Below are 25,570 nucleotides of genomic sequence, written 5' to 3' on the forward strand. Positions count from 1 at the left end.
GCAGAAGCAGCAACAAGAGCAGGGAGGCGGCTTCGGCCGCTTCCCGGCTTTTTGGTATTTGTCCCAAGGGAACTCAATGCGCAAGGTCCATGCGACGAGGCGGTCCTCCATCCGCTCGTTCGCCATCCAGTTGTTCGTGTCATGCGCCGCCTTGACGCTGGCGGCCTGTGGGGGCGGTGGAGGCTCCGGCGGCGCGTCACCAACGCCAGCGGCGGGAACGCAGACCGCTGGCACCACCGGCAACCCCAGTGGCACCACGACGAACACCAGCAACCTGAGCCTTGCTGCCCAGGTCGGCCAGAAGTTGTTCTTTGACCAGGATTTGTCCGGCAGCAAGAACCAGTCGTGCGCGAGCTGCCATGACCCGAACTACGCCTACGGCCCGCCCAACAGCCTGGCCGTGCAGCTCGGCTCGGACGGGCTGTCCAAGGGCCAGCGCGCGGTGCCTTCGCTGCGCTACAAGGACATGACGCCGCCCTACAGCGACGTGGCCGAGAATCCCGACGGCGTGACGACGAGCGCGCCCGGCGGCGGCTTCATGCTGGATGGCCGCGCGCCCACGCTGGCCGAACAGGTGACGCTCCCGCTGCTGAATCCGATCGAGATGAACAATGCCTCGAAGGAAGCGGTGGTCCAGGTCGCGCGCAGCGCTTCCTATGCGGCGCTGTTCAAGCAGGCCTTTGGCGCGAATGCGCTCGACGATACGGACACCGCCTTCGCCGACATCGGCCAGGCGATCGCGGCCTTCGAAACCGAAGACATCAGCTTCCATCCGTACAAGAGCAAGTACGACCTCTACATCGGCAACAAGATCGGCGGCACGTTGACGGCCGCCGAGATGCGCGGTCTGGCGATCTTCAACCGGCAAGACCGGGGCAACTGCCTGGCTTGCCACTTCCAGGGCGCCAACTTCAATGGCAGCGCGGGATTGATGACCGACTTTACCTACCAGGCCATCGGCGCGCCGCGAAACGACCGATCGATCCCGAACAACCCCGATCCCATTCCGGCCAACGACGACCCGGCCTACTTCGACATGGGCCTGTGCGGCCCCGCCAACGACAACAGCTACAACGGCCACAAGCCGGGAACGCCCAAGGCCGGAGCGGCGCCGGACCCCTTCACCGGCGCCAACAACCCGGATCCGTACTGCGGCCGCTTCAAGGTGCCGACCTTGCGCAACGTCGCGTCGCGCTCGGTGTTCTTCCACAACGGCGTCTTCCACTCGCTGGAGCAGGTGGTCCGTTTCTACAACACGCGCGACACGAACCCCGAGTACTGGTATCCCTCGACCGGCGGCAGCGGCACGGCGATGGCCAATCCCCCCTATGCGCTGCAGCCGACGTATGTGCCGGGCGCGACGGTCAACAAATTCAACGATCTGCCCGCGATCTATCAAGGCAACATCGACGAGGAAGCGCCGCTGGGGCAGGGCCAGACCGATGCGGGCGGCAACACGGCGCTCAACGGTGCCCAGCCGCGCGTCGCGGGCTCGACATCGCAGCTCACGGAGCAGGACATGAAAGACCTGATCTGCTTCCTGGGTGTCCTGAGCGACGGCTATCAGCCACCGGCGGAAGCACCAACTGGCGGAACTTGCGTCAATTGAATACGAACACGAATACGAAGGGCGCCGGTCTCGCTGCCTTCCTCCTGATGTCGCTGGCCGTGCTGTGCGCATGCGGCGACAACGAACAGGTCCGTTTTCCGAACCGGGACAACTTCACGGCGACGGTGAACGACTTCCTCGCGCAGCGCGGGCACGTGTGCCTGGCCAAGTACGACTGGCCCATCGCGGTGGCGACCGGCTCGCTCAGCGCCGATGCGCAGCAGATGCCGGTGCTCGAAAAGATCGGCCTCGTGAGCGGCCGCGACATCGTCCGCAGGGACGCCTCGGGCAATGACGACACCGCGCGCGAATACTCGCTGACCGCCGAGGGGCGGAAGTTCTACCGGCACGAGCCGGTGGTGATCCGCACTGCGACGCGCAATGTCGTCCACCCGGCGGACTTCTGCGTCGCCTCCCTGACGCTGGATCGTCTGCTCGGCTGGGAGGCACCGCAAACGCGCGACGGCCGCACGGGGACCTCGCTGCTGTTCACCTACCGCATCGCGCCCGAGCCCTGGGCCGCCGCGCCCGAGGTGCTGCGTGCCTTTCCGCTGCTGGCGCACGCCATCCAGAACGAAAAGACGATGCAGGTGCGCCTGGGCGTGCACCTGACGCCGCATGGCTGGGTCGCGGACGAACTCGACGAGCACTGATTTCTCTTCTCCTATGCAACTCCAACTCATGAACACCCGCTTTCCTCTCCAGCTTCTGCTGGGTATCGCAGCAGCCTTCTCCCTGGCCGCTTGCGACGCTGTCCACGACGCCAAGGCGCCGACACCCGAGAACATGGCCATCGCGCTGGACGACTACCTGGCCCAGCGCGGCGACCTGTGCCTCTCGATGTTCGACTGGCCGGCCGACCTGACGGAAGCCGAGGCCGGCTCCGGCGCGCGCCGTGCAGTGCAGTTCCCGGTCATGGAAAAGCTCGGCCTCCTGCACAGCACCATCGTCGAGGCGCCCAAGAGCAAGGAGAACCCGGACGGCGCCGTCAAGCGCTTCGAACTGACCGAGAACGGCCGCAAGTTCTACAAGCCGCACCCGTACACGGCGCGCGGCGGCGAGGCGCACGCCAATGACTTCTGCGTGGCGCATCTCAAGCGCGAGAAGGTCGTCGGTGTGCAGGTGGACGCGCAGGATGCGCAGCATCCGCAAGTGGTGGTGAGCTACACCTATCAGGTCGAACCCGCGCCGTGGATGCAGGACCCCGAGGCGCAGCGCGTGTTCCCGATGATCGCGCGGGTCATCCAGGGCGCCGGCAGCGTGCAATTGCGCCAGGGCTTCACGCTCGAAGACAGGGGCTGGCTCCCCAAGATCGGACCGGTATGAGATGAGCGCGATCGTCCGCTTTTCACCGGATCTCGGCCGCTGGCTAACGCACAACCTCGACAGCGGCCAGCCGCCGCAGGCGCTTCTTGCGACGATGCAGAAACAGGGAATGAACGAGCGCGCCGCGCAAGCGATCGTCGCGGCCTATGTCGATGCCCGGCAGCGCGGTGGAGCGATGCCGACCGACAGCATCGAGCTGCCGGACGAGGCCTTTGCCAGGCCTCCTGCGCGACTTGCCCCAGGCACGCGCATCGTGGCAAGCGATCGCGAGATCGCCGTGCATTCGCGCACCGACGACCCGGTCTTCGCCTCGCTCGGCAACGTCCTGGACGCCAAGGAATGCCAGGCCGTGATCGACATGGCGCGCCCGCGGCTGAAGCCCTCGACGCTGGTCGACCCGATGAGCGGCCGCGACATCGTGAGCGACAAGCGCACGAGCTGGGGCATGTTCTTCCGCCTGGAAGAGAACGAATTGATTGCCCGGCTCGACCGGCGCCTCTCGGTGCTGATGAATCTGCCGCTCGAGAACGGCGAGGGATTGCAGGTGCTGCACTACCCGACAGGTGCGGGCAGCGAGCCCCACCACGACTACCTGGCGCCCACCAACGCCGCCAACCGAGAGTCCATCGCGCGCAGCGGCCAGCGCGTGAGTACCCTGGTGACCTATCTCAACGACGCACCCGAAGGCGGTCAGACCGTGTTCCCGCAGCTTGGCCTGGCGGTTTCGCCGCTCTGCGGCAATGCCTGCTACTTCGAGTACGGCGACGACAGCGGCCGCGTCGATCCCCGCTCGCTGCATGCCAGCGCGCCAGTGACGCGGGGCGAGAAGTGGGTCATGACCAAGTGGATGCGCAACCGGCGCTTCGTTTCCGCCTAGCTTCGCCGGCGAAAAAGACGTTCCCGGTCAATTCGGCATTGCATTTGCCGAAACAATCGGCTGCGCCAGACTGCAGAATCGGATGTGCCAACCTGGTCCGCGACAGGAGAAGAGAATGGAACTGGAAGATATCAATGCAAGGCTGCGCGCGCTCGAGTTGCGGGCGGTCGCGCACACCGCAGCGATCGCGGTGCTTCTGCAGGAAGCGCCCAATGCATCCGCCAAGCTGCACCTGGTGGCCGAGCATCTGGTCGACGCACCGCCGCTGCCGCTGTCCGACGAGGACCTCGTGAAGGTCGCGGCCTACATCCAGGCGATGCTCGGCGGGCCGTGGATCGACTGACCGCCAGTCCGTTTCGCCGGTCGCTGTCCGCAATCCGGCTGTCAGCCTTGCCGGTTCGCTTCGCGCGCGAGGCGATTCATGCGACTCTTCAGTCCGGCTGCCCGCGCCTCCTCAGAGGTGAACTCGTGGGCAGTGCCTTTCTCATGTGCCGCGCGTCCGCCTTCCCGGGCGATGTCGCGCTGTCGTGTCGGATCCATTGCCGCAAAGCCTCGTCCGCGGTGCGACAAGGTTTGGCCGGGATTGCGTTCTTCGTCCAACGTCATGCTGTTCTCCTGTCTGGGATGAAGAGGTCACTCAACATTGAACGTTGCCGTCTTTCGTACCCATGCGCAAGACGGCCGGTCGGTGTGCCTCTGTACGCGTTCGCGCAGTTCTTCTGTCAGCGCATTCATACGCAGCCTTGACACGCCCCTGGCACGAGGGGACTGTCACACTACGGGCCGAATTCACTTTTCCAGAGCTTCATCGATGTCCGATTCCGCACAAACGCCGCCGCTGCCCGATCATCTTTCGGTCGATCCGCGCAGCCCGCACCACGTCCCCGCCATCTTCGAGCACGACATCGGCGTCCGCTTCAACGGCAAGGACCGCAGCGACGTCGAGGAATACTGCATCAGCGAAGGCTGGATCAAGGTTCCGGCGGGCCGGGCGCTCGATCGCAAGGGCCAGCCCCTGCTGATCAAGCTCAAGGGCAAGGTCGAGGTCTTCTACAAGTAGCCGCCGGGAGCCGCCATGCAGCAGGACGCCGCCGCCCGCCGCCTTCCCGCCGCGGGTCTCGTCGAAGTGGCGGCGTGCTGCTGCACGCAGGCATCCTGCCCGCGCTGCGCCCGTGGGCCGAGAAATACGGCGTCGCGCTGCCTCAGCCCGAGTCGAACTGATCGACGTTGCGCCCGCGAAAGGGCGCGTAGAAGGCCCGGATGCGGGCGATGTCGCCCTCGACGTCGTCGGTCGGGTCGACCAGCGGGCCGAGTCCGCAGGAACGCGTCCCCCAGTCAAGATAGGAAAGCTGGATCGGCAAACCGGCGCCCCGTGCAATGTGATGGAAGCCGGCCTTCCATTGGCGGGTGCGGCTGCGCGTGCCTTCGGGCGCCACCACCAGTTGCAGCGGGCCGGGGGCGGATTTCAGCGCCTCGACCGATGCCGCGATCAGGTTGTTGGATCGCTCGCGATGCACCGGGATGCCGCCCAGCCAGCGCATGAGCCCGCCAAAAGGCCGGCGAAACAGAGAAGCCTTGCCCATCCAGCGGATGCGCATGCGCAGTGCGAAGGCCGCCAGGAGCGTGAAGGGGAAGTCCCAGTTGCTGGTGTGCGGCGCCGCGATGACGACGCAACGCACCGCGCGCGGCGGCAGCTCGCCATGCACCTTCCAGCCGAGCACGCGCAGCACGCTACGGGACGTGGACCTCAGGATGGGCTCCAGCAGCGGTGTGTCGAAGATCGTCCGGGACATGGGCCGCAAGCATAGGGCACGAAGCCGGCCCTACACTGCGCCCCATGCCCGAGCCCGTGGAACCGAAGATCGACGCCCGAATGCCGCCGGCAGTTGGCCCGATGCACGCCGCTTCGATGGACCACGCCTCGCGCCGCATGGTGGCGCTGCTTGGCGCAGCGATCACCGCGGGCTTCGAGGCCGGCGCGATCAGCTACGTGCTGCCGGCGATGCGTGCCTCCACCGGCGCGTCGGCGCAACTGGCTTCATGGCTGTTGTCGGTGTTCGTCGCCGCGACGCTCGTGGCGGTGCCGCTGGCGGCGTTGGCGGTTCGTCGCGTGGGCGCGACGCGGCTGTTGCGCGGCTGCCTGATGCTGGCGGTCGTCGCAGGCGGCCTCGCCAGCGTGCTACCCAGCCCGGACGGCGTGCTGGTCGCGCGGGCGCTGCAAGGGTTGGCGCATGGCCCCTTGCTGCCGCTGGTGGCGGCCGTCATCGTGACGCACTGGCCGCCGGAGCAGCACGGCCGTCTGCTCGGGCAGGTGTCGATGGCGTACGGACTGACCTACGTGGCAGCCACCATCGGCACACCGTTCCTGCTGCAACTCGGCTGGCGCAGCGCGTTCTCGTTCGGCGCCTGCCTCGCATTGCTGTCGCTCGCCTGGCCGCTGCCGGGCTCGCCGGCATCGCATGACACGGATCGCTCGGCACCGTGGTGGCTGGCCTTCAGCCGGCCGATGCTTCCCACCATCCTGCTGGCGCTGGGCACCGGCGCCGGTCAGTCCGCGCTCGTGTGGATGCCGACGGTCGCGGCCACGCGGATGGGGCTGGGCATGACCGCCACCGCGCCGCTGATGGTGCCGCTGCTGCTGGGCGGCCTGTTCGCCACCGCCTGCGTGATCCGCTGGCTCGACCGCTTGGGATCGCGCCCGCTGGTCATCACCGGCTTCGCGAGCGCGATCGCGGGCGTGCTGCTGGTCGTGGCCGCGCCCGCGGGGCCGGGCTTCTTCATGGCGGGCGGCGCGGCACTGGGTTTCGGCATCGGCATGCTTTCGGGCGGGCCGCTGCGCTATGCCGCCGCGCGTGCGCTGCCGCGCGATGCGCAGGGGCTGGCGCAGGGTGCGGTGGCGTGGCTGACCGATGTCGGGTTGCTGGCCGGCAGCGTCGCGGTCGGCCACATCGCGGGGCGGGGCGCGGATGCGCGCACGGCCATCGAAACAGCCCTGTCCGTGGTTTGCGCGCTGATGTTGCTCTGCGCACCGGCGGTTCTTCGGCTGCCGCGGCAGGACAGGGCGGCCACGTGACGATGACCCGCCACGCCGATACCGCGAACACCGCCGGGCTCGAGGACAGCGCCCGGGCGCTCCTCGGCCGCTGCGCGATCTTCCGCCGATGCAGCGCCGCCGACCTCGTGGCGCTCGCCCGCAGCACCCGCTGGGTCGACTACGCGGACGGCGTGGATCTCGTGCGCGAAGGCGACACGCCGGAAGAGCTGCTCGTCATCGAGCACGGCCAGGCGCAGGTGCTCAAGCGCGGCGCGAACGGCGACGAGCACCTCATCAACCGCGTCGGGCCCGGCGATTCGATCGGCGAGATGGCGCTGTTCGACATCGTGCCCCGCTCGGCCACGGTGCGCGCCGAGGGCCCGGTGCGCGGCCTTTCGCTGCCGCTGTCCGACATCGTCCACCTGGCCGAATCGCGGCCCTCGCTGGTGCCGGTGCTGATGGACATCGGCGCGCTCGTGGCCGAACGCCTGCGGGTGACCAGCGCCAACGCCGCGGCCGCCGCCGACCGCATCCTGGCGCAGGAGCGCACCCGCGCGGTGATGGGCCGCTTCACGCTGCTGCTGATCATGGCCTACACGCTGTACACGTGGGTGCTCGGCACCGCGATGCGGGTGAAGGAGACCTTCGGCCACAGCGAGTTCGTCACCGTGCCGGCGATCTTCGTGTGCTGCGCGATCCTCTTCGTCTTCGTGCGCGTGTCGCGCTATCCGCCGCGCTTCTTCGGGCTGACGACCGAGAACGCCGGCCCGCATGTGCGCGAGGCGGTGCTCTTCACCCTGCCGCTGATGGCCGCCACCGTGCTGCTGAAGCTCGCGCTGGTGACCTGGGTGCCGGCGATGCACGGGCAGCCGCTCATCCAGATGTTCTCGCCCTCGTCACCAGGGAATGGCTTCAATCCGTGGCTGGCCGCGGCCTACGTGGTCTTCGCGCCGTTCCAGGAGCTGATCTATCGCGGCGGCGTGCAGGGGCCGCTGTCGCACTTCCTCACCGGCCGCTGGAGCACCTGGCTGGCGATCGTCGGCGCGAACATCATCTTCTCGGCCGCGCACCTGTATGTGTCGCCGGGGCTGGCGGTGGTCGCCTTCGTCGCGGGGCTGTTCTGGGGCTGGCTCTATGCGCGGCAGGGCGGGCTCGTCGGCGTGTCGGTGTCCCACGTGCTGCTGGGGTTCTGGGCCTTCGAAGTAGTGGATCTCGGCGTGCTGCAGTAGCGCCGCCCCGGCGGCCTCAGGCGCGGCGGCAGTTCGCGACCTTGTGCAGCAGCTCGATCAGGATCATGAGCTCGCCCTGCGTGAGCGATGCGAGCGCCTCTTCCTCGCCCTTGAGCACCGACTGCGTGGCCTTGGTCACCAGCGTCGCGCCCGCCGGCGTGGTGCGCAGGTGCTGCGCGCGCCGATCGGTCGCGTGCGGAATGCGGCGGATCAGGCCGCGCTTCTCGAGGCGGTCGATCCACGCGGCGATGTTGGGCGCGGTCACCGCGAGCGCCTTCGCGAGCCGTGCAGCCGACACGTCCGGGTTCTCGTGGATCAGCGCGAGCACGGTGTATTCCACCGGCCGCAGCTCGTGAGGCCCGCCCACCTGCTCGGCGAAGACCGCATCCGTGACGATGGTCGCCTGCGCGAGCTGATAGCCGAACACCCGGTGCAGCGAGGCTTCGACCAGCCGGCCCGCGGGCGTGGCATCAAGGGGGGCGTTTTTGTTCCTGGGCATCGGCCTTATTGTGGCTTTGCGCCTGTTTGTTCTTTTGATGAACGTTATTCACTGGGGGTCTCCACCTACACCGCGGCAGACTGGGTGTAAACGATAGATTGGTTACCAGTCATAGTTAATTAGATTAACTAGTTGACGCCCGTGCATGCGTCGGAGGAGACATACTTGAAGACAACATCAGCAGCATCCCTGGCCCTCGTCGCCACGTTGCTTGCCGCCTGCGGTGGTGGTGGCAGCAGCTTCATTCCAACCCAGTCGGCCGGTACGCCGACATCGAGCGGCAGCAGCACGCCGCCGGCCTCGGGCGGCACGACGACCACGCCGGCAGTCGAGACATTGCCTGTCCTCGGGGCCGCGGTCGGCGCGACGCTCAAGGACTGCGCCTCGCTCGCCGGCTTCACTTTCGCGAACACCACGATCACTGTGGCCAACTCGATCACGGCCGGCACGCTGACCGTGGCGGGCAAACCGGTCGCTGCGCATTGCCAGGTGTCGGGCTCGATGTACCCGCGCACCGGCACGGATGGACAGAGCTATGCCGTCGGCTTCGAGATGCGGCTGCCCACGAACTGGAACGGCCGCTTCTTCTATCAGGCCAACGGCGGCATCGACGGCAGTGTCAGCACCGCGACCGGCGGCATCGGCGGCGGCGGGGCGCTGGACAACGCGCTCGACATGGGCTTTGCCGTGATCAGCTCCGACGCGGGGCATCGGGCGGCCCTCGGCCCATTCTTCGGCCTCGATCCGCAAGCGCGCCTCGACTACGGCTACCAGGCCGTCGCCAAGCTCACGCCGATGGCGAAGGCGCTGATCGCGTCGGCCTACGGCAAGGGCCCGGATCGCTCTTACTTCGGCGGGTGCTCCAACGGCGGACGCCACACCATGGTCGCGATGTCGCGCTATCCGGACGACTACGACGGCTTCCTCGTGGGCGACCCGGGCTTCCGCCTGCCGCTCGCGGCCGCTGCCAACATCGTCGGCGCGCAGAACTACCACGCGCTCGCCGACACGACGGCAATGACGGCGGCAAACCTGGGCACCGGCTTCACCCCGGCCGAGCGGACGCTGGTGTCGAACGCGGTGCTCGCCAAGTGCGATGCGCTCGACGGCGCGGCCGACGGGCTGGTGCAGGACACCGGCGCCTGCCAGGCGGCGTTCAACCTCGACCGCGACGTGCCGACCTGCAGCGGTTCGCGCGACGGCACCTGCCTCTCGGCGGCCCAGAAGCAGCGCATCGGCCAGCTCTTCGCGGGTGCACTCGACGGCAACGGCAAGAAGTTCTATTCGAGCTTCCCGTGGGATGCGGGGTTGGGCACCACTGGATGGGCCGGCTGGAAGTTCAGCAACTCGCTCAACCTCGACTCGGGCGCGGTCGCCTTTATCTGGCAGGTGCCGCCGGCGAGCCAGACGGGCTTCGACGGTCCAACCTTCACGCTCACCTCGAACATCGACACGATCCTCGCGAAGATCACGTCCACCGACTCGCTCTACACCGAGAACTCGCTGTCCTTCATGACGCCGCCGAACCCGACGGACCTCAGCAAGCTGAAGAAGCGCGGCGCGAAGGCGATGGTCTATCACGGCACCAGCGATCCGATCTTCTCGAGCGACGACACGCAACACTGGTACGACCAGCTCATGGCGGCCAACGGCGGCGATGCCTCGAACTTCGCGCGCTTCTATCGCGTGCCGGGCATGAACCACTGCAGCGGCGGCCCGACGACCGATCAGTTCGACATGCTCACGCCGCTGGTCAACTGGGTGGAGAAGGGCCAGGCCGCGGATTCCGTCGTCGCTTCCGCGCGTGGCACCGGCAACGTGGGCGGCGTGAACGCCGATGTGCCCGCGACCTGGGCGCCCGACCGGACCCGTCCGCTGTGCGCCTATCCGAAGGTGGCGCGCTACAAGGGCAGCGGCGACATCGAGAAGGCCGAGAACTTCGCCTGCCAATAGTCCTGCCGCATGGCGCTCCAGCAGCCTGGGTCAGGCCCGGTTCGACATCAGCGCAATGACCTCGCCGACGGGCTTGCCGTCGGCGACGCGCTGGTTCGGCGACAGAAAGCCGCTGTTGTCGAGCTGGTAGCGCGTGGCGTAGACGGTGTTGCGGACGTTCCCGCCGATGGCCAGGCACATGTTCGGCCCCACTGCCACCACGATGTCCGTGTGGCTCGGCCACTCGGGGTTCGACTGCGCGGCCAGGAACTGGTCGTAGCTGTGCGGATCGTTGCGCCAGTTCGCGATGATGTCGCCGACCAGCGGCTTCTGGTTGTTGCGGCGCACGCCCCAGAAGGTGGCTGCCGTGTCGCCGCTCGCCATCGCGCGGATCGACGACCAGATGTACCGCGCATGCCCGGTCGATTCGGGAAAGTTGCCGTAGGCCGCGAAGCCCTTGGCCGCGGCATTGCGCACCATCAGCGAGATCGCGACCGCCGACCAGGGCATCTGCTGGTCCTTGCCGGTGAATTTCTCGCCGAAGTGCTTCCACATTGCGCCGATGAAGCTGCTGAACGGCTCCTTGCTTTCCAGGCCCTCGCCGCGGTCGAAGCGGATCCACTGCTCGACGGCCGCATCGGCCAGCGCTTCGCGGGCATCGCTTTCGAAGGGGCGAAAGGTGGGCTGCGGCGGCGGGTTCCACGCGGCGGTCTTGCGCAGCTCGCTGACGGCGAAGCCCTCGACCTCCTTGCCGTCGACCTCGGTGCGCACGTGCATCCAGCCCGAAGGCCCGTCTTCCAGGTCTTCGACCGGATGCCCGAGGTCGAGCGTCGCGAGGATGTTGTTCGCCTGCGTCGTGGTTCCCGAACGCACATGGATGGCCTCGACACCGACCTTCTTCTGCATCGCCGTCTCCTCGCGCAGGTGGGGAGGGCATCGTTGAGCCATTCGGGCGGGGTGTCAATCCGGATCGGGCCACCCTAGGCCGTTCGGCGTATTGGGCCGTCTCCGGCCCGGTTCGATGATGCGGGAACTTCCGGCCGACCGGAACGAGGAAGGAGTCGTCCATGGCCGCTGATCCATCGGACTTGCCGCAGCAGGTCGAACCCGCGCTCGAGGCCTCGCCGCAGCGCGTCGCGTCGCTGACGCCCGTGCCCCAGGCCAACCAGCTGCAGTACGTCTACCAGGCGATCGACGCGCAGCTGCGGGACCGCGAGCCGCGCGCCAACCGGTATCGGGTGTACAGCTTCGTGACCCAGCTGGCGATCGCGCTGCTGTCCGCGACCATCACCGTGATCACCGGCTTCCAGGTGGCAGGCGGCACCGGGCTGGGCGCGGTCGCGACGAACGTGGTGCTGGTGCTCAGCGCCCTGGCAACGCTGGTCACGCTGGTCAAGACCTTCTACGCGCCGCGCGAGCTGTGGATCGCGCTGCGCACCTACTGCAGCGACCTGAGGGACCTCAAGGAGAAACTGGAGTTCGCCGAGCGCAGCCCGGACTTCGAGACACGCCTCGACCAGATCGCCGGCGACGGCTTCGCCGAGTACCAGCGGCTCACCGAGGCGTACGAGCAGACCTGGAAGGGCATCCGCGAGCGAGACAAATAGGCGACGGGTGCGCGGCGGGGAGGTGGGTTCCAATCGGGCGAAGCCAACACCCGAGAAGGAGACACCGATGCCCACGTCCGCCCCCCTGTTTTCGCTGGCCGGCAAGGTCGCCATCATCACCGGCTCGTCGCGCGGCATCGGCCGCGCCATCGCCGAGCGCATGGCCGAGCACGGTGCGAAGGTCGTGATCTCGTCGCGCAAGCCGCAGCCGTGCGACGAGGTGCGCGATGCGATCAACGCCGCGCACGGCAGCGGCGCGGCGATCTCGATCCCCGCCAACATCTCGTCGAAGGAAGACCTGCGCCATCTGGTCGAAGAGACCACGCGCCAGCTCGGCCGGGTGGACGTGGTGGTCTGCAATGCGGCGTCGAATCCCTACTACGGCCCGCTCGGCGGCATCGAGGACGACCAGTTCCGCAAGATCCTCGAGAACAACGTCATCGCCAATCACTGGCTCATCAACTTCGCGGTGCCGCAGATGATCGAGCGCAAGGACGGCGCGATCATCATCGTGTCGTCGATCGGCGGGCTGCGCGGCTCGCCGGTGATCGGCGCCTACAACGTCTCGAAGGCGGCCGACTTCCAGCTCGCGCGCAATCTCGCGGTCGAATACGGACCGCACAACGTGCGGGTGAACTGCATCGCGCCGGGGCTCATCAAGACCGATTTCGCACGCGCGCTCTGGGACGATCCGGAGACCCTGCAGCGCCGCACCTCGACCACGCCGCTGCGCCGCATCGGCGAGCCCGACGAGATCGCCGGCGCCGCGGTGTTCCTGGCATCGAAGGCCGGCGCGTTCATGACGGGGCAGAGCCTCGTCATCGACGGCGGCGTGACCTGCTGAGCCGGCACACGACCGAGAAGGTCGCGTAGATGCCCCAGAGGCCCTTGGCGGTTTCCAAGGGGCGCGCTTCTCCGGCGCGCTTTATACGTCCGAAGGCAAATGCCGATGGAGGTTGCGCGTGCGCCTATTGCCTGTCGTCGTCTTCGTCGTTCCCGCGGCGGCCGTGCTCGTCTCCCAGGCGCTGATTGACGAACAGCGAGCCGCCCAGGTCGGCGTCGGTGAAGGCGAAGACGAACCACTGGTTCGGATTGGCGAGCCCGCCGGGCGTCGTGGCGAGGAAGTCGTTGTCATTAGCGATGTACAGCGTGTGCTTCGTCACGCCATCCACGAACACGTCTTCGCCGAAGGCCATGCCCTCGAGCTTGGCGGGGATCTGCGCGGCGGTCAGGCCGTACGCCTTCAGGGCCGCGGCGATGTCGAGGAACAGGGTCTTCGGGGCCGCCTTCTGCAGGAGCGCAGCCTGCCCGCTCAGGCCCGAGACATCGGCGGCGCCCTGGATGTCGACCTTGTAGATCCGCTTCACATCGGCATTGCTGTCATCCCCGAGGCCCTTGCCGTCGCGTTCGAGCACGAGCAGCTCATGCTCGTTGAGCGCGAGCAACTCGCTGCTGTTATAGGCCTTCGATTTGTCGGTCAGGTAGTTGTCGTAGGCGTACTGCGATGTCGCGCCGGTCTTGATGTCCACCGCGACGATGCGGTTGGCACGGCCTCCGTCCCCGCCGTCCTGGATCAGCGGGCTCTGCATGAAGCCGAACAGCGTCTTGCCGTCCGGCGAGATGGCAAGGCCTTCCATGCCCTTGTTTGCCACGCGGCCCGAGGTGTTGCCGGAAATCTCCGTGGCACCCATCGGCGACTTGTGGCTCACCGCCAGGATCGCAGGCAGCGTGAACACGCGCAGGCGTTCGCCCGTGCGGCGGTCGAACTGGTAGAGGTAGGGCCCGTATTCGTCGGAGATGAACACGCTCTTGCCGTCGCGCGATAGGCGGATGCCTTCCGTGTCCAGCCGCGCGTCCAGCGCGTCCGACGAGGCAGTGGCGGCATCGAAGTTGTCCGAGCGGCCAGAAAAGTAGTCGTGCCCGCGCGTGTTGCTCGCCGGAGTGGCGCCGAAGCCGGCCACCGCGCCGCCGTAGTGCAGGCGCTCGCGGCTATACAGCAGCGTGGTCTGCGCAAGCACCGGCTGCAGCGTGAAGGGGAGCCCGGTGGCGCTGTCCGGCTGGCGCTTCAGGTGCAGGTGCAGCGTGTGGAAGCGCGGAATGTAGCTGGTCGTGTTGTCGACGGTGGCGTTCCAGGCGACCGCATTGGGGCCGCGGTCCGGCAGCGCCAGGAAGGTGCTGCCGCCGGCCCAGGCCAGGCCCGAGCCGATGCCGCCGAGCAGGTCGGCGCGCACGCCGTTCTCGAGCAACTGGCTCTGGCCCGAATGGTCGGTGCCGTTTCCGGGCAAGGTGCCGATGGCGATCAGATCGATCGCCTGGGCGGTGGTACATGCCAGAGCGCTCGCGACACAGGTGGCAGCGAACAGACCCTTCCTCCAATTCATGGCAGCTCCTCGTGTAAACAAAAGTCGCATGGTCATGAGTCTGGGTGACAGAAATATGACGGCAGTGCGCCGCGTTGTCCTGCAGGCCTGCACATGCGCGATTGGCCGGAGAATCGGGCGCATGATCGTCCGCCCGCGCCCGAACTGGTTTCGCATGCTCTTCGTCTGGCGGGGCTCGGTGTTGCCGGTGATCCTGCCGCAGCTGATCGGGACGACCGCTTTCGCGGTTCTGGTCACCGTGCTGCACGGCCGCGTGTTCGCCTGGAAGATCCCGCTCAACTTCGTGCCGTTCTCGCTGATCGGGCTGACGCTGGCGATCTTCCTGGGCTTTCGCAACAGCACGAGCTATGCGCGCTACTGGGAGGCGCGCACGCTCTGGGGCACGCTGCTCAACGAGACGCGCGTGCTGGTGCGGCAGGCGCTGACGCTCGTTGATTCGCCATCGGACGTGCCGACGCTCACCGCGCGGCTGATCGCTTTCGTGCATGCGCTGCGGCATCAGTTGCGCACGACCGATGCGAAGGCCGATCTGGAACGATTGCTCGCGCCGCAGGATTGCGCCCGCGTGCAGGCCACGCGCTACAAGCCGGCGAAGCTGCTGCTCATGTCGGGCGAGTGGCTGGCTGATCGACTCAGGGCAGGGCAGGTCTCACCCGCGCTGGTGCAGGCGATGGAAGTGCCGCTCGGGCGTCTGACCGAAGCCCTGGGCGGCTGCGAGCGCATCGCGAGCACGCCGATCCCGTTCACCTACTCGGTGATCATCCACCGCACGATCTACTTGTATTGCGTGCTGCTGCCCTTCGGGCTGGTGGATGCGATCGGGCCGATGACGCCGGTGATCGTGGCGTTCATCGCCTACACCTTCTTCGCGCTCGAAGCCCTGAGCGCCGAGATCGAGGAGCCCTTCGGCACCGAGCCGAACGACCTCGCGCTCGATGCGATGTCGGACATGATCGAATCGACGCTGCGCGAAATGATGGGCGAGGCGCAGCCGCAGCAGCCCTCCGGCCTGCCGCCGGGCGGGTTCATCCAGACTTAGCCGCCGCCGTCCGCGTTCAGCTTCGGCCCTTTGCGGCCACGAGGCGGATGCCCGGCATGAGCTCCGCCGCCAGCTCCGGCCGGTCCAGCGCGTAGTCGAGATTCATGCGCGCGATCTCGACGTGTTCTTCGCCCAGGGCTTGCGCCCGGGATCCCTGGCCCCGCTCGATCGCCTGGACGAGCGCGTGATGCTGGCGATGGGCCTGCTGCATCCACTGCTGGCCTTCTTCCATGGACGACTGCATCGGCAGCATGGCGCTGGGCGACGCAAACGGCTGCCCCACCAGCAGTTCCATGATTCGCTTCAGCGTCGAATTGCCGCAGCCGTCGATGATGAGCCGATGGAAGGTGTCGTTCATCTCGACATACGCCGCGTAGTCGTCCAGTTCCATCTGGGGCTTGTTCACCGCCTTGTCGCCGGCATCGAGACACTCGTTCAGGTCCCGCAGCAGCTGGCGCGGCGCGCCTTCTTCAGCGAGCAGGCGGGCCGCGAAGCCCTCGATGACGCCGCGCACCCGGATCGCGTCGGCGATCTCGCGTGATGTGAAGCGCCGCATCTGGTAGCCGCCGGCGGGCGACGGCTCGATCAGCCCTTCGTGCTCCAGGCTGCCCAGGGCGAGCCGCACCGGCGTGCGCGACGCGCCCATTCGTTCGGCAAGGGGGATCTCCGCAAGACGTTCCCCGGGGACGAACTCGCCCTTGAGGATCATGTCCCGCAGCTGTACCAAGACCCGGGATTGTTGAGAGTCCATATCGGCGGCTGCATGCAATCAAGACGGCTCATTGTATCTGCGCGCCTTCCTTCGCACGCAAGAAAGCGTATCTGGCCCGTTTAATGCATGCACATGGACGCATGACGAGTGAATTCGACAGTTGCGCACCAAGAAAAGGTGACCTATGAGGGCAAGAAGGCAAACGAAAGTAGGTGTTTACCCGCTATTTCGGGTGCTCGAACCGCCTCGTTTATTGACTTGCGTCAATCTCCGGAAGAACAATGCGTGCCATTGCATGCAATCGCGTGCAGACCATGCCAATTTCTAGGAGTCCCACATGATCAGCGCTGAAAAGAATGACCTGATGACCCGCGTCGGGCCCGATATGCCGGCGGGCAAGCTGCTTCGCCGCTACTGGCAACCCGTGGCCCTGGCCGAGGAGTTGAAGGGGCCGCGTCCCCTCAAGCCGGTGAAGCTGATGGGCCAGGACTTCGTCCTCTTCCGCGACCCGCAAGGCAAGCTCGGCATGCTCGATCGCGACTGCCCCCACCGCGGGGCCGACCTCGCCTTCGGCCGGTTGGAAAGCGGCGGCCTGCGCTGCGCATTCCACGGCTGGCTGTTCGATGCCACCGGCCAATGCCTGGAAACGCCGGCCGAACCGGCGGGCAGCAAGCTCTGCACGCGGATCCAGCAGTCGGCCTACCCGGTGGTCGAGAAGAGTGGGGTCGTCTTTGCATACATCGGCGAAGGCGAGCCCCCGGCCTTCCCGGACTTCGACTGCTTCGTCGCACCCGACAGCCACACCTTCGCCTTCAAGGGACTGTGGGAGTGCAACTGGCTGCAGGCGCTCGAAGTCGGCATGGACCCCGCGCACGCCTCGTTTCTGCATCGCTTCTTCGAGGACGAGGACACGTCCGAGAGCTACGGCAAGCAGTTCAGGGGCGCGTCCGCCGATTCCAAGATGGCGATCACCCAAGTGCTGCGCGAGTACGACTGCCCGGAGATCCGCGTCGCACCTGCGCCCTACGGCATGCAACTGACCACGCTGCGCAAGCTCTCCGAAGAGCAGACACACGTGCGCGTCACCAACGTCGTTTTTCCGCAGGCCTTCGTGATCCCGATGAGCAGCGAGATGACGATCTCCCAATGGCATGTGCCGGTGGACGACACGCACTGCTACTGGTATGCGATCTTCACCAGCTTCACCGGCCCGGTCGACAAGCAGCAGATGCGCGAGCAGCGCCTGGGCACGATCGAGTTGCCCGAATACACCTCGCGCAAGAACAAGCGCAACAACTACGGCTACAGCGTCGAGGAGCAGCAGAGCCAGACCTACACCGGCATGGGCATGGACATCAACGTGCACGACCAGTGGGCGTGCGAGTCCATGGGGCCGATCCAGAACCGAACCCGCGAGCACCTCGGCACCACCGACAAGGGCATCGTTGCCTATCGCCGCATGCTGCTCGAAGCCATCGACAGCACGATGGCCGGCGACGCGGCTCCGATGCAGCCCAGCGCCGAACAGGCGAGCGCGCTCACCGGTCCGCCGTCCATCGATGGCGTGGCGAGCACCGCCAACGTCGAGACGTACTGCCACGACGCCGACCTCGCGCGGCGCCGGAGCAGCGACTGGGCTTCCGCACGCCTGTCCGCCTGAGCACGCCGATCATGGAAAGCTTTGTCGAACGCTTCGGCCTCTGGTCCGCGGACCAGCACAAGCAGGCGCACGAGGTCATCGCCCGTCTCAAGTCAGGCGAAGTGGATGTGGTCCGCTTCGCCTGGCCCGATCAGCACGGCATGCTGCGGGGCAAGACGCTGGTCGCAAGTGCTGCAGTGGATGCGCTGCTGGAAGGGGTCAACCTGACGTCCACCCTGCTGGCCAAGGACACGTCCCACAGGACGGTCTTCCCGGTGTTCTCGGCCGGCGGCGGCTTCGACAACCCCGGCATGCAAGGCGGCGCGGATTTCAAGATCGTGCCGGACCCGGGCACCTTTCGCGTGCTTCCATGGTCGCCACGCACCGGCTGGGTGCTGTGCGATGCCTTCACCACGGACGGCAAGCCCTGCCTGTTCGGCACACGGCAGATCCTGCAGCGTGCCGTCGGCGAGCTGGATGCCATGGGCCTGGAGTTCGTCGCCGGCCTCGAAGTCGAGTTCCATGTGTTCAAGCTCGACGACCCGAGCCTGCGCCTCGAGCATGCCGGGCAACCCGGTGAGCCGCCGCGTGTGTCGCTGCTGACGCAGGGCCATCAATACCTGACCGAGCTGCGCTACGACCGCGTGGAGCCGCTCATGGAGCTCCTGCGCTCGCAGCTGATCGCGCTGGGGCTTCCGCTGCTCTCGCTGGAAATCGAGTTCGGTCCCAGCCAGTTCGAGCTGGTGTTCGGGCCGACCGCGGGCCTCGTGCCTGCAGACACGATGGTGCTGTTGCGCAGTGCCATCAAGCAGATCTGCCAGCGTCACGGATACCACGCGACCTTCATGTGCCGGCCGCGCATTCCCAACGTGATGTCCAGCGGCTGGCACCTGCACCAGTCGTTGCGCAGCAAACCGGATGGCCGCAACGCCTTCGTGCCGCAGGACGACGCCACTGCGCTGAGTCCCTTGGGCATGCACTACCTGGCGGGTCTCAAGGCGCATGCGCGCGGCGCCGCGCCCCTGGCCAGTCCCACCATCAACGGCTACCGCCGCTACCGGCCCTTCTCGCTGGCGCCCGACCGCGCGATCTGGGCGCGCGACAACCGCGGCGCCATGCTGCGGGTGCTCGGCGGGGCCGGCCAGAACGCGACGCGCATCGAGAACCGCGTGGGCGAGCCGACGGCCAATCCGTACCTGTACCTCGCGTCGCAGATCTTCTCGGGGCTCGACGGCATGAGGCGGCAACTCGACCCGGGACCGTCGGCAGACGCCCCTTACGAAACACCCGCCGACCAACTGCCGCGTTCGCTGGGCGATGCGCTCGCCGCGCTGCGTGCCGACACCGTGCTGGCGGAGCAACTCGGCACGCGCTTCGTCGAGTACTACTGCCACATCAAGGAGGCGGAGATCGCCCGCTTCAACCTCGAAGTCAGCGAGTGGGAACACCGCGAGTACTTCGACATGTTCTGAGCTCTTCCCATGCCCACGATCCACTACATCCTGAAGGACGGCAGCACGCGCAGCATCGACGCCAAGGTCGGCGCCAGTGTCATGGAGACCGCGATCCACCACAACGTGCGCGGCATCGATGCCGAATGCGGCGGGTGCTGCTCCTGCGCGACCTGCCATGTCTATGTCGAAGACGCATTCATGGACCGGCTGCCCGCGCCCGATGACATGGAGAACGAACTGCTCGACGGCGTCGCTTCCGACCGGCTGCCCGGCAGCCGCCTGGGCTGCCAGCTCGTCATCACCCCGGCGCTCGAAGGGCTCACCGTGCGCATTCCCGAGAGCCAGGTGTGATGAACGCCCCTCCCGCGCTCGTCATCGTCGGGGCTTCGTATGCCGGCACGCAACTGGCCGCCAGTGCCCGGGAGCTGGGCTTCGACGCGCCCATCGTCCTGCTGGGCGACGAACGCCATGCGCCGTATCAGCGCCCGCCGCTCTCGAAAGGGGTGCTGACCGGCAAGACGTCCCTGGACGCGCTGCCGCTGCGAGGCGCGGACTTCTGGGGCGCACAGGGCATCGATCTTCGCCTGGGACATCGGGCGACTGCACTCGACCCCGGAACACAGACCCTGACGCTGGACGATGGCAGCACCCTGAAGTACGGCTCGCTGGCGTTGGCCACGGGCGCTCGCTGCAGGCCGCTTGCAGTTCCTGGCAACGACCTCGACGGCGTCTTCAACCTCCGGACGCTGGACGACGCGTTGCGCGTGTCCGATGCGCTGTCGAAGGCCACGCGGGCCTGCGTGGTCGGCGGTGGCTTCATCGGCCTGGAGGTCGCGTCGGCGCTGGCGGCACGAGGTGCCGCGGTGACCGTCGTCGAGAGCCAGCCGCGGCTGCTCGCGCGCAGCTTTCCGCCGCTCATGTCGGAGTACCTCGCCGACGCCCATCGCCAGCGCCATGTGGACCTCGTTCTCGGCCGCGGCGTGCGGGCCCTGGGCGGTGCCTCCGGTCGCGTCGAATACGTCGAACTGGACGATGGCCTTCGCATCGACTGCGACATGGTCGTCCTCGGCATCGGCGTGCAGCCCAATGTCGAGCTGGCGCAGCGAGCGGGCATTGCCTGCGACAACGGCATCCTCACCGATGCACTGGGACGCACCAGCGCACCGAACGTCATTGCCGTTGGCGACGTCGCCAATACCGAAGCGCCGACGAATCCCGGAGCACCCGCGCGCATCCGGCTGGAATCCATCCAGGCGGCCAATGACGGCGCGCGCGCAGCCGCGAGTGCGCTGGCGGGCAGGCCTCAACCCTTCGAAGGCGTGCCGTGGTTCTGGAGCGACCAGCACAACCTCAAGCTGCAGATGGCGGGTCTTCCGATGCCCGGCGATGAAGTCGTCGCGCGCGGCGACCTGCAGGCGGACTGGTTCAGCCTCTTCTACCTGCGCGATGGCGCGGTCGTGGCAGCGCACTCGGTGAACCGGCCGGCCGAACACATGCTGGGGCGGAAGCTGATCGCGCGTCGCGCGCGGATCGACCCACGGCAACTGCGGGACGAGTCCTTCGACCTCAAGACCTTTCAGGGATGAGCCGGCGCCCGCCGGTTCCCCGACACCAGATTTCCACCGGCTCGCCGGTCAACCCTAGGAGTTCCTCGATGAAGATGACCAAGAGAACATTGTTGGGTGCAGCCATCCTGGCTTGCGCCGCTGCACACGGACCTGCGTTGGCGCAGGACGCGCTGCGGATCGGCCTGATCGCCACCTACTCCGGCCCCTACGCCGACTACGGCCGCCAGTTCGACGCGGGCGTGGCGCTCTACCTCAAGGAGCACGGCGGCAAGATCGCGGGCCGCCCCGTCGAGATCATCAAGAAGGACACCGCAGGACCGGCGCCCGATGCCGCCAAGCGCATCGCACAGGAGCTGGTCGTGCGCGACAAGGTCAGCGTGCTGACCGGGCTGGACTTCAGCCCGAACGCCTATGCCGTCGGCGCGGTCGCCACGCAGGCCAAGATCCCCACCATCGTGATGAACGCGGCGTCCTCCGCGATCACCGGCAGCTCGCCCTACATCGCGCGCCTGTCCTTCACGGTGCAGCAGGTGACCGATCCGATGGCGCGCTACATGCTCAAGCAAGGCGTCAAGGAGGCCTACACGGTGGTGGCCGACTATGCGTCGGGCCAGGACGCGGAGACCGCGTTCAAGAAGGCCTTTGCGGCGGGCGGCGGCAAGGTGGTCGGCGAGGTGCGCACGCCGATGAACAACCCGGACTTCTCGGCCTACGTGCAGCGCATCAAGGATGCCAAGCCGCAGTCGGTGTTCTTCTTCTTCCCCTCGGGCGTGATGCCTCCGGCCTTCCTCAAGGTCTGGAAGGAACGCGGCATGGAGGAAGCCGGGATCAAGCTCTTCGCCACCGGCGAGGCCACCGATGACAGCTTCATGGAAGTCACGGGCGACGTGGCGATGGGCCTGGTCACCAGCCACCACTATTCGTACGCGCACCCCAGCACCAAGAACCAGAAGTTCGTGAAGGACTTCGAGGCGCAGTTCGGCACCTCGCTGCGTCCGAACTATTTCGCGGTGACGGCCTACGACGCCATGGCAGCCATCGATCTGGCGCTGGCGAAGACCAAGGGCGACGCCTCGGGCGACAAGGTGATGCAGGCCCTCAAGGGCCTGTCGTTCGAGAGCCCGCGCGGCCCGATCGAGATCGATGCGGCCACGCGCGACATCGTGCAGACGGTCTACATCCGCAAGGTCGAGAAGGTGGGTGGCAAGCTGGTGAACGTGGAATTCGACAAGTTCGATCGCGTCAAGGATCCCGCGAAGGAAGCCCAGTAAGTCCACCGCTACCACCAAGCCGTCGCGCGACCCGCGAAGCGGCTTGGGGGGTGAAAGTCTCAAGATGGGTATCGTTATCTTCGACGGAGTGGCCTACGGGATGCTCCTGTTCCTGATCGGGGTGGGCTTGTCCATCACGATGGGGCTGATGAACTTCGTCAACCTCGCGCATGGCAGCTTTGCCATGGTGGGCGGCTACGCGGCGAGCGCGCTCATGAACCGCATGGGGTTGGGCTTCTTTCCGGCCCTGGCCGCCGCCTTCGTGGCAGCGGCGCTGGTCGGCGCGGTGCTGGAGTTCTTCTTCTACCGGCGCCTGTACCGCGCCCATCCCCTGGATCAGGTGCTGCTCTCCATCGGGTTGGTGTTCGTCTCCATCGCCGCCTTCACCTGGGGCTTCGGCCCCACGATGCAACCGTTCTCGCTTCCCTCCTGGCTGGAAGGGCAACTGACGATCGGCAGCTTCGCCGTGGGACGCTATCGGCTGTTCCTCATCGTGGCCGGTGTGCTGGTGCTCGCGGGGCTGCTGCTGGCCTTGAGCAAGACGCGCTATGGGGCGATGGTGCGCGCCGCGGTCGACAACCAGCGGGTCGCCGGCGGCACGGGCATCCACGTGCAGCGCCTGTTCTTCCTCACGTTCTCGCTGGGCTGCGGCCTCGCAGGACTGGGTGGCGCACTGAGCCTGGGCATGCTGGGCCTGGAGCCCAGCTTCCCGCTCAAGTACCTCGTGTACTTCCTGATCGTGGTGTGCGTCGGCGGCGCCGGCACCATCGCGGGTCCGTTCATCGCCGCGCTGCTGGTCGGCATCGTGGACGTGGCCGGGAAGTACTACCTGCCCGAAGCCGGCGCATTCCTCATCTACGTATTCATGATCGCCATGCTGCTGCTGCGGCCCCATGGCATCGTGCCTCGCAAGGGACTCACGTGAAGAACACTTTGACGCTCACGCCGCAAAGGCTGCGCGCCGCCGAGGTCGTCTTCTGGCTCGCGCTGGCCGGCAGCTTCTTCATGCTGCCCGACCAGCTCACGCTGATGAGCCAGATCCTGATCTTCGGCCTGTTCGCCGTCTCGCTGGACATGGCCCTGGGCTACGCCGGCATCCTCACCGTCGGTCATGCCGCCTTTTTCGGCGCCGGCGCCTACGTGGCGGGGCTGCTGGCCAAGCACGGCTGGGGCGAACCGATCAGCGGCCTGCTGGTCGCGCTGCTCGCCTGCGCCGCGCTCGGCTATGCGCTCAGCTACCTGGTGGTGCGCGGCGCCGACCTCACGCGGCTGATGATCACCATCGGCGTGTGCGTGCTGCTGGCCGAGCTCGCCAACCGCCTGTCGGGCATCACCGGTGGTACCGATGGCCTGCAGGGCATAGTGGTGTGGCCGGTGCTGGGCCTGTTCGAGTTCGATCTGTTCGGCAAGACCGCGTTCGGCTATGCCTTCGTGGTCGTGCTGGTCATGTTCCTGCTGGTGCGCCTGGTGCTGCGATCGCCCTTCGGGCTGGCGCTGCGCGGCATCCACGACAGCCGCAAGCGCATGCTGGCCATCGGCTCGCCGGTGGAAGCGCGCCTTCGCATGGCCTACGCCTTCTCCGCGGCAGTGGCCGGTGTCGCCGGCGCGCTGCTGGCGCAGACCACGCAGTTCGTGGGCATCGAGTCCATCGGCTTCAACCGCTCCGCCGAGGTGCTGATCATCCTGGTGCTCGGCGGAACGGGACGCCTGTACGGCGGCATGGTCGGTGCCATCGTCTACATGCTGGTGCACGACTGGTTCGCCGACATGAACCCGCAGTACTGGATGTTCTGGCTCGGCATCTTCCTGATCGCCGCGGTCATGCTCGGGCGCGGCGGGATCATGGGCGCGCTGTCGCGCCGCTTTCGCATCGAGGAGCCGTCCCGATGAGCGCCGTGCACGCATTGCAGACACGCGGCCTGGGCATCAGCTTCGGCGCCTTCCAGGCCGTGGCGGACGTGGATCTCACGCTGGAGCCGGGCGCACGCCAGGCACTGATCGGCCCCAATGGCGCGGGCAAGACCACGCTGATCAACCTGCTCACCGGCGTGTACCGGCCGACGGCGGGATCGATCCGCATGGGCGACCAGGACATCACCGCGCTGACCTGCGACCAGCGCGCCCGCCTGGGACTGGCGCGGACCTTCCAGATCAACACGCTCTTTCCGAGTCTCACGCCGCTGCTGTCGGTCGTGCTGGCGATCAGCGAGCGCGAAGGCCTGGCGGCCACGTGGTGGCGCCCGTTGAAGCGCTGCACCCATGTCTTCGACGAGGCGCATGCATTGCTCGCGCGCCTGCGCCTGGATGACCTCGCAAACGTTCCGGTGGCCCAGCTCGCCTATGGCAAGCAGCGCCTGCTCGAGATCGCGCTGGCCCTCGCTGCGCGCCCGCGCATCCTCCTGCTGGACGAGCCCGCAGCGGGCGTTCCCGAGGACGAGAGCGGCGAGCTCTTCGAAGTCATCGCCAACCTGCCGCAAGACATCAGCATCCTCTTCATCGAGCACGACATGAACCTCGTCTTTCGCTTCTCGCGCCGGATCTCGGTGCTGGTGGCGGGCCGCATCCTCACGGAGGGCACGCCGGCCGAGATCGGCAGCGACCCGCGCGTGCGCGAGGTGTACCTGGGCAACACGCATGTCGCCGCGCATGCCGCCAACTCGAAGGTCGCCTATGCCTGACATGCTCGTCTTCGATCAAGTCACCGCGGGCTACGGCAACGCGGTGGTGCTGGACCGCCTGTCCTTCTCGATCGTGCAGGGGCAGAGCCTGGCCATCCTCGGGCGCAATGGCGTGGGCAAGACCACCTTGCTCGAAACGCTGATGGGCAACACCCGCGTGATGAGCGGCGCGATCCGTTGGCGCGGCGATGACATCACCCGCTGGCCCGCGCACCTGCGGGTGCGCGCGGGTCTCGGTTGGGTGCCGCAGGAGCGCGAGGTCTTCCCCTCGCTGACGGTCGAGGAGAACCTCACCGTGGTCGCGCGACCGGGTCCGTGGAACCTCGGCCGGGTCTACGACTTCTTCCCGCGTCTGCGCGAGCGTCGTGCCAACTACGGCAACCAGCTCTCCGGCGGCGAGCAGCAGATGCTGGCCATCGGCCGGGCGCTGATGACCAACCCGGCGCTGCTCCTGCTCGACGAGCCGATGGAAGGCCTCGCGCCCATCATCGTGGAGGAGCTGGCCCGGTCGATCCGGCGCCTTTGCGAAAGCGAAGGACTGGCATCGGTCGTGGTCGAACAGCATCCGGTGCTTGCGCTGGAGATGACCCACCAGGCCATCGTCCTGGAACGCGGCACCGTGGTGCATGCGGGCCCCAGTGCCGAGCTCGCCGCCGACGTCGCATTGCTCGATCGTCTGCTGGGCGTCGGCATCGAAGAACTCCCAGCCTGACGC

The 25,570-nt window shown here is 67.2% G+C and carries 27 protein-coding genes; 21 read left to right on the forward strand and 6 right to left on the reverse strand.

Annotation, left to right across the window (positions count from 1 at the left end; translation table 11 throughout):
• Positions 1 to 76: 76 nt before the first annotated feature.
• The 5 genes from BLW05_RS17585 to BLW05_RS17605 all read left to right on the forward strand — a co-directional run bounded on the left by BLW05_RS17585 (position 77) and on the right by BLW05_RS17605 (position 4,155).
• Positions 77 to 1,609, forward strand: a complete 1,533-nt coding sequence (locus BLW05_RS17585) for a cytochrome-c peroxidase (protein ID WP_093164611.1) — start codon at positions 77 to 79, stop codon at positions 1,607 to 1,609.
• Positions 1,606 to 2,262, forward strand: a complete 657-nt coding sequence (locus tag BLW05_RS17590; RefSeq protein WP_177142697.1) for a hypothetical protein — start codon at positions 1,606 to 1,608, stop codon at positions 2,260 to 2,262. Before BLW05_RS17585 ends, BLW05_RS17590 begins: the two co-directional genes overlap by 4 nt.
• 28 nt (positions 2,263 to 2,290) lie before the next feature.
• Positions 2,291 to 2,935 (forward strand): hypothetical protein, encoded by a 645-nt coding sequence (locus BLW05_RS17595; RefSeq protein ID WP_177142698.1) that lies wholly within the window; start codon positions 2,291 to 2,293, stop codon positions 2,933 to 2,935.
• A 1-nt stretch (position 2,936) separates the two neighbouring features.
• Complete coding sequence (locus tag BLW05_RS17600; RefSeq protein ID WP_093164614.1) at positions 2,937 to 3,812, forward strand: 2OG-Fe(II) oxygenase; 876 nt, start codon at positions 2,937 to 2,939, stop codon at positions 3,810 to 3,812.
• 115 nt (positions 3,813 to 3,927) lie between these two features.
• Positions 3,928 to 4,155, forward strand: a complete 228-nt coding sequence (locus BLW05_RS17605) for a hypothetical protein (RefSeq protein WP_093164615.1) — start codon at positions 3,928 to 3,930, stop codon at positions 4,153 to 4,155.
• A 41-nt stretch (positions 4,156 to 4,196) separates the two neighbouring features.
• On the opposite strand, the gene BLW05_RS36795 is transcribed toward BLW05_RS17605, so the two are convergent.
• Positions 4,197 to 4,418, reverse strand: a complete 222-nt coding sequence (locus tag BLW05_RS36795; RefSeq protein ID WP_093164617.1) for a KGG domain-containing protein — start codon at positions 4,416 to 4,418, stop codon at positions 4,197 to 4,199.
• A gap of 205 nt (positions 4,419 to 4,623) precedes the next feature.
• Between BLW05_RS36795 and BLW05_RS17615 the strand changes: the two genes are divergently transcribed.
• The gene (locus BLW05_RS17615; RefSeq protein WP_093164618.1) at positions 4,624 to 4,872 is read left to right on the forward strand and encodes a DUF3297 family protein; all 249 of its coding nucleotides are present in this window, start codon (positions 4,624 to 4,626) and stop codon (positions 4,870 to 4,872) included.
• 142 nt (positions 4,873 to 5,014) lie between these two features.
• Here the strand turns inward: BLW05_RS17615 and BLW05_RS17620 are convergent, their stop codons facing one another.
• Positions 5,015 to 5,605, reverse strand: coding sequence for a lysophospholipid acyltransferase family protein (locus BLW05_RS17620; protein ID WP_093164620.1), 591 nt, complete (start codon positions 5,603 to 5,605; stop codon positions 5,015 to 5,017).
• 80 nt (positions 5,606 to 5,685) lie between these two features.
• On the opposite strand from BLW05_RS17620, the gene BLW05_RS17625 reads away from it, so the two are divergent.
• Positions 5,686 to 6,885, forward strand: a complete 1,200-nt coding sequence (locus tag BLW05_RS17625; protein WP_218135187.1) for an MFS transporter — start codon at positions 5,686 to 5,688, stop codon at positions 6,883 to 6,885.
• A gap of 2 nt (positions 6,886 to 6,887) precedes the next feature.
• Positions 6,888 to 8,075: a cyclic nucleotide-binding domain-containing protein gene (locus BLW05_RS17630; protein WP_093164623.1), complete on the forward strand. Its 1,188-nt coding sequence runs from the start codon at positions 6,888 to 6,890 to the stop codon at positions 8,073 to 8,075.
• Positions 8,076 to 8,091: 16 nt separating this feature from the next.
• Here BLW05_RS17630 and BLW05_RS17635 read toward each other — a convergent pair whose 3' ends face one another.
• Complete coding sequence (locus tag BLW05_RS17635) at positions 8,092 to 8,574, reverse strand: MarR family winged helix-turn-helix transcriptional regulator (protein ID WP_093164624.1); 483 nt, start codon at positions 8,572 to 8,574, stop codon at positions 8,092 to 8,094.
• A 243-nt stretch (positions 8,575 to 8,817) separates the two neighbouring features.
• Here BLW05_RS17635 and BLW05_RS17640 point away from each other — a divergent pair, with 243 nt between their 5' ends.
• A complete protein-coding gene (locus BLW05_RS17640; protein ID WP_093164966.1) occupies positions 8,818 to 10,527 on the forward strand; it encodes a tannase/feruloyl esterase family alpha/beta hydrolase in 1,710 nt (569 codons plus the stop codon).
• Between the two features lie 30 nt (positions 10,528 to 10,557).
• On the opposite strand, the gene BLW05_RS17645 is transcribed toward BLW05_RS17640, so the two are convergent.
• Positions 10,558 to 11,412, reverse strand: a complete 855-nt coding sequence (locus BLW05_RS17645) for a DUF2272 domain-containing protein (RefSeq protein WP_177142701.1) — start codon at positions 11,410 to 11,412, stop codon at positions 10,558 to 10,560.
• A 161-nt stretch (positions 11,413 to 11,573) separates the two neighbouring features.
• Between BLW05_RS17645 and BLW05_RS17650 the strand changes: the two genes are divergently transcribed.
• Positions 11,574 to 12,113 carry a DUF4231 domain-containing protein gene (locus BLW05_RS17650; RefSeq protein ID WP_093164627.1) on the forward strand — a complete coding sequence of 180 codons (540 nt, stop codon included), beginning with the start codon at positions 11,574 to 11,576 and terminating at the stop codon, positions 12,111 to 12,113.
• Between the two features lie 67 nt (positions 12,114 to 12,180).
• Positions 12,181 to 12,957 carry an SDR family NAD(P)-dependent oxidoreductase gene (locus BLW05_RS17655; RefSeq protein ID WP_093164629.1) on the forward strand — a complete coding sequence of 259 codons (777 nt, stop codon included), beginning with the start codon at positions 12,181 to 12,183 and terminating at the stop codon, positions 12,955 to 12,957.
• Between the two features lie 124 nt (positions 12,958 to 13,081).
• Here BLW05_RS17655 and BLW05_RS17660 read toward each other — a convergent pair whose 3' ends face one another.
• Positions 13,082 to 14,494, reverse strand: coding sequence for an esterase-like activity of phytase family protein (locus tag BLW05_RS17660; protein WP_093164630.1), 1,413 nt, complete (start codon positions 14,492 to 14,494; stop codon positions 13,082 to 13,084).
• Positions 14,495 to 14,615: 121 nt separating this feature from the next.
• Between BLW05_RS17660 and BLW05_RS17665 the strand changes: the two genes are divergently transcribed.
• Positions 14,616 to 15,533 carry a bestrophin family protein gene (locus tag BLW05_RS17665; protein WP_093164632.1) on the forward strand — a complete coding sequence of 306 codons (918 nt, stop codon included), beginning with the start codon at positions 14,616 to 14,618 and terminating at the stop codon, positions 15,531 to 15,533.
• Positions 15,534 to 15,549: 16 nt separating this feature from the next.
• On the opposite strand, the gene BLW05_RS17670 is transcribed toward BLW05_RS17665, so the two are convergent.
• Positions 15,550 to 16,284 carry a GntR family transcriptional regulator gene (locus BLW05_RS17670; RefSeq protein WP_093164633.1) on the reverse strand — a complete coding sequence of 245 codons (735 nt, stop codon included), beginning with the start codon at positions 16,282 to 16,284 and terminating at the stop codon, positions 15,550 to 15,552.
• Positions 16,285 to 16,582: 298 nt separating this feature from the next.
• On the opposite strand from BLW05_RS17670, the gene BLW05_RS17675 reads away from it, so the two are divergent.
• From BLW05_RS17675 to BLW05_RS17715, 9 genes are all read left to right on the forward strand, one after another.
• On the forward strand, positions 16,583 to 17,905 hold the full coding sequence (locus tag BLW05_RS17675; protein ID WP_093164635.1) for an aromatic ring-hydroxylating dioxygenase subunit alpha: 1,323 nt from the start codon (positions 16,583 to 16,585) through the stop codon (positions 17,903 to 17,905).
• An 11-nt stretch (positions 17,906 to 17,916) separates the two neighbouring features.
• Positions 17,917 to 19,356, forward strand: a complete 1,440-nt coding sequence (locus BLW05_RS17680; protein ID WP_093164636.1) for a glutamine synthetase family protein — start codon at positions 17,917 to 17,919, stop codon at positions 19,354 to 19,356.
• A 9-nt stretch (positions 19,357 to 19,365) separates the two neighbouring features.
• On the forward strand, positions 19,366 to 19,689 hold the full coding sequence (locus BLW05_RS17685) for a 2Fe-2S iron-sulfur cluster-binding protein (RefSeq protein ID WP_093164638.1): 324 nt from the start codon (positions 19,366 to 19,368) through the stop codon (positions 19,687 to 19,689).
• Positions 19,689 to 20,924, forward strand: coding sequence for an NAD(P)/FAD-dependent oxidoreductase (locus BLW05_RS17690; RefSeq protein ID WP_093164639.1), 1,236 nt, complete (start codon positions 19,689 to 19,691; stop codon positions 20,922 to 20,924). Before BLW05_RS17685 ends, BLW05_RS17690 begins: the two co-directional genes overlap by 1 nt.
• Before the next feature lie 68 nt (positions 20,925 to 20,992).
• Complete coding sequence (locus BLW05_RS17695) at positions 20,993 to 22,177, forward strand: ABC transporter substrate-binding protein (RefSeq protein WP_093164641.1); 1,185 nt, start codon at positions 20,993 to 20,995, stop codon at positions 22,175 to 22,177.
• A gap of 64 nt (positions 22,178 to 22,241) precedes the next feature.
• Positions 22,242 to 23,102 (forward strand): branched-chain amino acid ABC transporter permease, encoded by an 861-nt coding sequence (locus BLW05_RS17700; RefSeq protein WP_093164642.1) that lies wholly within the window; start codon positions 22,242 to 22,244, stop codon positions 23,100 to 23,102.
• Positions 23,099 to 24,067, forward strand: coding sequence for a branched-chain amino acid ABC transporter permease (locus tag BLW05_RS17705; RefSeq protein ID WP_256330362.1), 969 nt, complete (start codon positions 23,099 to 23,101; stop codon positions 24,065 to 24,067). The genes BLW05_RS17700 and BLW05_RS17705 overlap by 4 nt, the downstream gene beginning before the upstream one ends.
• Positions 24,064 to 24,855: an ABC transporter ATP-binding protein gene (locus tag BLW05_RS17710; RefSeq protein WP_093164643.1), complete on the forward strand. Its 792-nt coding sequence runs from the start codon at positions 24,064 to 24,066 to the stop codon at positions 24,853 to 24,855. The genes BLW05_RS17705 and BLW05_RS17710 overlap by 4 nt, the downstream gene beginning before the upstream one ends.
• Positions 24,848 to 25,567 (forward strand): ABC transporter ATP-binding protein, encoded by a 720-nt coding sequence (locus tag BLW05_RS17715; protein ID WP_093164645.1) that lies wholly within the window; start codon positions 24,848 to 24,850, stop codon positions 25,565 to 25,567. The genes BLW05_RS17710 and BLW05_RS17715 overlap by 8 nt, the downstream gene beginning before the upstream one ends.
• Positions 25,568 to 25,570: the final 3 nt, after the last annotated feature.

This window comes from Variovorax sp. YR216 (assembly GCF_900107745.1).
Taxonomy (GTDB): domain Bacteria; phylum Pseudomonadota; class Gammaproteobacteria; order Burkholderiales; family Burkholderiaceae_C; genus Variovorax.